This is a genomic window from Saccharopolyspora sp. 6M (assembly GCF_020176775.1).
Classification (GTDB): Bacteria; Actinomycetota; Actinomycetes; order Mycobacteriales; family Pseudonocardiaceae; genus Saccharopolyspora_C; species Saccharopolyspora_C gregorii.
Map to the genome: position 1 here is coordinate 1 of NZ_JAIUJZ010000121.1, position 5,091 is coordinate 5,091.

At 74.5% G+C, this 5,091-nt stretch carries 3 protein-coding genes; 2 read left to right on the top strand and 1 reads right to left on the bottom strand.

From position 1 onward, the window contains the following. Nucleotides 1-128: 128 nt before the first annotated feature. Entirely contained in the window at nt 129-2,624 is a 2,496-nt protein-coding gene (locus tag LCD31_RS17130) for a LuxR C-terminal-related transcriptional regulator (protein WP_224959384.1), read from the top strand. 255 nt (nt 2,625-2,879) lie between these two features. On the opposite strand, the gene LCD31_RS17135 is transcribed toward LCD31_RS17130, so the two are convergent. Next, entirely contained in the window at nt 2,880-3,641 is a 762-nt protein-coding gene (locus LCD31_RS17135; RefSeq protein WP_224959385.1) for a thioesterase II family protein, read from the bottom strand. A gap of 313 nt (nt 3,642-3,954) precedes the next feature. Here LCD31_RS17135 and LCD31_RS17140 point away from each other — a divergent pair, with 313 nt between their 5' ends. After that, nucleotides 3,955-4,986, top strand: a complete 1,032-nt coding sequence (locus LCD31_RS17140; protein ID WP_224959386.1) for a GDP-mannose 4,6-dehydratase — start codon at nt 3,955-3,957, stop codon at nt 4,984-4,986. The last annotated feature ends 105 nt before the right edge of the window (nt 4,987-5,091 follow it).

Here is a 5,091-nt window from a genome sequence, read left to right on the forward strand (position 1 = left end):
CACCCCGCGCGGTGTCCGTGCGGCGTTTGGGCGGGGGGACCCGGCGGCGTGCGCCGGGGACGAACGGCCGCGGCCGCGGGGGGGGGGGGGCCGGGGGGGGCCCCCCCGCCCGGGACCGGGGCGCCCGGGTGCTGCGGGCGCTGGCGACCACCGCGGAGCGCGACATCCCGTTCGGCGTGCTGAGCCAGTTCTCCTGCTGCGCCACCGATTCCGAGACCGGGCCGGACTTCGGCACGATGCGCGGCGGGCTGCTCGCCTCGCCCGACCCGGTGCTGCTGGTGGTGGACGACCTGCAGCGCGCGGACGTGGAATCGCTGCGCTGGCTGGACCGGTTGTGCGCCGCCGTCGCGGATTCCGCGGTGCTGGTGGTCGTCGCGCACCGGGACGGGGAGCAGGCCGCCGATCCGGAGACATTCCAGCGGTTGCTGGGCCGCGCCGCGCGGCGCGGTGAACTCCGGCCGCTGAGCCCCGGCGGGGTGGCCGCCGTGGTGCGGGACGTGTTCGGCGTGCCCGGCGACGAGCGGTTCACCGCCGCCTGCCACCGGGCGTCGCACGGCAGGCCGTTCCTGCTCAACGCGATCGCGCACGGCCTGCGCGACAGCGGCAGGCGCCCGCAGGAGTCCGATGTGGACGCCGTGTGGTCGTTGCGGCCCTCCGTGGTGGCCGAGCGGGCCGGCGCGGTGCTGCGCCCGCAGCCGGAACCGGTGCTGGCCGCCGCCCGAGCGGTGGCGCTGCTCGACGGTGCCGAGCCGGACCAGCTCGCCGACCTGGCCGGGCTGGCCCCCGCCGAGTGCGCCGCGGCGCTCGCCGCCCTCGCCGCGCTCGGCGTCCTCGTCGAACCGGCGCGGCCCCGCTTCGCGCACCCGGTGATCCGCGAGGTCGTGGAGAACACCCTGGAACCACCGGAACTCGCCGAGTGGCACCGCAGAGCGGCGCGGCTGCTGCAGCGGGCCGACCGGCCCGCCGAAGCGGTCGCCGAACACCTGCTGGCCTCGGACGCGACCCAGGGCGAGTGGACCACCGGGGTGCTGCACGCCGCGGGCCGGCGGGCCCTGGACCGCGGCGACGTGGCCACCGCCATCCGCTGCCTGCGCCGCGCGCTGCTGGCCTGCCCCACCGCGGGCACCGAGCGGTCCGTGCTGCTCGCCGACCTCGCCGAGGCGGAGCGCTCCGGGGCACCGGTCGCCTCGATGCGGCACCTGTCGCAGGCGCTGCCCAAGTTCGACTCGGACCGGCGGCGAGCCGAGGACGGTGCCGACGTGCCGCCGATGCTGCTGGCGGTGGCACCGCTGTCGCTGCTCGCCGAACTGGAGGACTTCCGCGCGCGGGAGGAGCTGGATCCGGCCGTGCTGCGGGCCATCGACACCCGCATCCGCCTCGCCCGGCTCGGCGATCCCGCCTGGTGCGCCGACACCCGCGAGCTGTTCGACTCCCTCGTCCCCGGCGAGCACGTCGACCCGGAGCGGATCTCGGTGCTGCTGTACTCGGCGACGCTCACCGGCGGCGACGCCGAATCGGTGCTGCCGTGGGCGAAGCGGGCCGTCGCCGGGGAGCACGGGCCGGGCGCCGCGTTCGGCGCGGTGGCGCTGGCGGCGCGGACCCTCGCGGCCTGCGACGAGGTGCGGGCCGCGGAGCAGTGGCTGGCGGAGGTGACCGCGGCGCTCGGCGCGCGCGGCGACCGCGCCGCGGAACGCCTCATCGTCGACGCCGAACGGGCGTTCACCGTGGTCCGCTCCTGCCGCTACCCGGAGGCGGTGGCGCTGGCGGAGAGCGCGCTGCGCCGTTGCGACCCGGGGCTGATCCCGGTGGTGGAGCGGTGCTTCGAGGTGCTGTCCGTCGCCGTGCTCGACTCGGCCGACACCGGTTCCGCGGCGCGGGCGCTGGGGCGCCACCACGAGTGGGACCACGCGGTGCAGCCGTGGGTGCGGGAGCTGCGCGACGCCGCGCTCGCCGTCAGCGTGCGCGACACCGTCGGCGGGCTCGAACACCTGCTGGAGTGCGGGCGGGAGCGGGACCGGCTCGGCTGGTCCAACCCGTGCCTGCTGCCGTGGCGCGGCTGGGCGGCGCTGCTGTACCACCGCGTGCAGCGGCCCGGCCCGGCCGCCGAGCTGATCGCCGAGGAGTACCGGCGGGCGGTGGCCTGGGGCGCGCCCAGCGGGGTCGGTCGCGCGCTGCGCGTGTGGGGCGCGATCACCGAGGGGGAGCCGGGCGTGGAGCTGCTGCGCCGGGCCGTCGAAGCGCTCGACGGCCGCGGTCCGGCCGGCACGGTGGAACTCGCCAAGGCGCACCTGATGCTGGGGCGCAGGCTGCTGTGCTCCGACCGGGCGGAGGCCGCCGCCCGGTTGAACGAGGGCGACGAGCTCGCCGCCGCCTGCGGGGTCCCGCGGCTGCGCGCCGCCGAGGAGATCGCGGCCGAAGGCGGTGGGGCGCAGGCGGAACTGACCCGCGCCGAACTGCGCATCGCGCGGCTGGTGGCGGGCGGGCTCGGCAACCAGCAGGTGGCCACCGAGCTGGGGGTGAGCTCCCGGGCCGTCGAGAAGCACCTCACCAAGGTCTACCGCAAGCTCGGCGTCACCGGCAGAGCAGGACTGGCCGACCTGGCCGACTCCCTGGACCCGGCCTGATTCCTCCTGGTCCTCTTGCGCGGGTGGCGGAACCTCAGCGGGATTCTCGCTGCGGGATCGTTCTCACCGGTGGCTCCGCCACGGGCGACGACGCCGTCCTCGCGAGAATCCCGCTGAGAACCCGCGGCGGTGCCGGTGCCTCAGGTGGTCGCCGCTCAGCGGCTTCGCCGCTGACAGGACAACGGCGTGGACGCGGGTGAGAGCGTGGATCTGCGGTCCGGCGAGTGGCGGGTTCGTCCGGGCACGTCGGGCGGGTCACTCGCCTGGTGGGATTCGCAGGGTGAGTTCCGCTGCGAGTTCTGCGTTGACCTGGGCTGCGTGCTCGACGAGGTAGAAGTGGCCGCCGCGGAAGCCGCGCAGCCGGAACGCGCCGGAGGTGTGCTCCTTCCAGCGCAACGATTCGTCTACCGTGGACTTCGGGTCGTCGTCGCCGATGAGCACCGAGATCGGGCAGGACACCACCCGGTCCGGCCGCGGCGGGTAGGTCTCCACCGCGCGGTAGTCGTTGCGGATCGCGGGCAGCGACATGCGCACCACGTCCTCGTCGTCCAGCGCCGACTCCGCCCCGTTCAACGCGCGCACGTCCGCCAGCAGGCCCTCGTCGTCGAGCAGGTGCACCCGCTCGTCCCGCACCGTGCCCGGGGCGCGGCGCCCCGAGACGACCAGCGACCGCGGCGGCCGGCCCGCGCCGCGCTCCAGCCGGTGCGCCACCTCGAAGCCGAGCAGCGCGCCCATGCTGTGCCCGAAGAACACCGTCGGCAGCTCCGGTTCCGCCGCCAGCACCGCCGTGATCGCCTCCGCGTACTCGTCGATGCCGCCGAGCAGCGGTTCGCGGTGCCGGTCCTGCCTGCCCGGGTACTGCAGCACGACGACGTCGGCGCCGGGGGAGTGGGCGGCCGAGACCGGCCGGTAGAAGCTGGCCGAGCCGCCCGCGTGCGGGAAGCACGCCAGCCGGACCGGTGCGGCCGGTGCGGGGTGGTAGCGGCGCAGCCACTTGCCGGGGTCGAGATCGGTCACGGCTCCTCCTCCGAGCGCTGGACCTCCGCGGCGGGCGGCGCCCGCGCGGCCAGTACAGCACCGCGCGGTGCGGAGAACCCCTAGTCCGGATTCCGCGCCACGACCGAGAACTCGGCGAATCCCTAGGGTGTGCCGCTTTCCTTTGACACCGCCGACGATCGGCTGCCAGCGTCGGATCCGGCCCGATCCGGGGGCTCCCGGCAGGCGCCGATCCGACCTCTGCCGGTGCCCGGTGCGCCACCGCGCGCGTTCCCGTGCCGCCCACGCGGTCGGCACGGGCGCTGTCGGCATCAGGTGGTGGAAGGGGAAGCACATGTCCAGGCGAGCGCTGATCACCGGGATCACCGGGCAGGACGGTTCCTACCTGGCCGAGCACCTGCTCGCGCAGGGGTACCAGGTGTGGGGCCTGATCCGGGGGCAGGCGAACCCGCGCAAGTCCCGGCTGAGCAGGCTGGCCACCGATCTGTCCTTCGTGGACGGTGATCTGATGGACCAGGGCAGTCTGGTCTCGGCGGTGGACCTGGTGCAACCGCACGAGGTCTACAACCTGGGCGCCATCTCGTTCGTGCCGATGTCCTGGCAGCAGGCGGAACTCGTCACCGAGGTGAACGGGATGGGCGTGCTGCGGATGCTGGAGGCGATCCGCATCGTCAGCGGCCTGCACGGTTCCGGCGGTTCCGGCGGGGAACGCATCCGGTTCTACCAGGCGTCGTCCTCCGAGATGTTCGGCAAGGTCGCCGAGACGCCGCAGAGCGAGCGCACCACCTTCCACCCGCGCAGCCCGTACGGCGTCGCCAAGACCTATGGGCACTACATCACGCAGAACTACCGCGAGTCCTACGGCGTGTGGGGCGTGTCCGGCATCCTGTTCAACCACGAATCCCCGCGCCGCGGCGCGGAATTCGTCACCCGCAAGATCTCGCTGGCCGTCGCGCAGATCAAACTCGGCCTGCAGGACAAGCTCTACCTCGGCAACCTGGACGCGGTGCGGGACTGGGGTTTCGCCGGGGACTACGTGCGCGCGATGCACCTGATGCTCCAGCAGGACGAGCCCTCCGACTACGTGGTCGGTACCGGTCGGATGCACTCGGTGCGGGACGCGGTGCGCATCGCGTTCGACGCGGCGGGACTGCACTGGGAGGACCACGTCGAGATCGATCCGACGCTGGTGCGCCCCGCCGAGGTCGAGACGCTGTGCGCCGATTCCGGGCGGGCGCGCCGGGAACTGGACTGGGAACCGAGCGTCGACTTCACCGAGCTGATGACGATGATGGTCGAGGCCGACCTGCGGCAGGCCTCCCGCGAGCGCGACTACGCCGAGGTGCTCTCCGCGTCCAGCTGGTGACGCCCTCCGGGCGGACGGTGGCCGTTCGCCCTTCCAGGACTGGGGAATTCCCGGGCGGGTGCTGGTGAGACTGAGCTCCGTCCGGTCGACGCAGGTGGGGTGGAG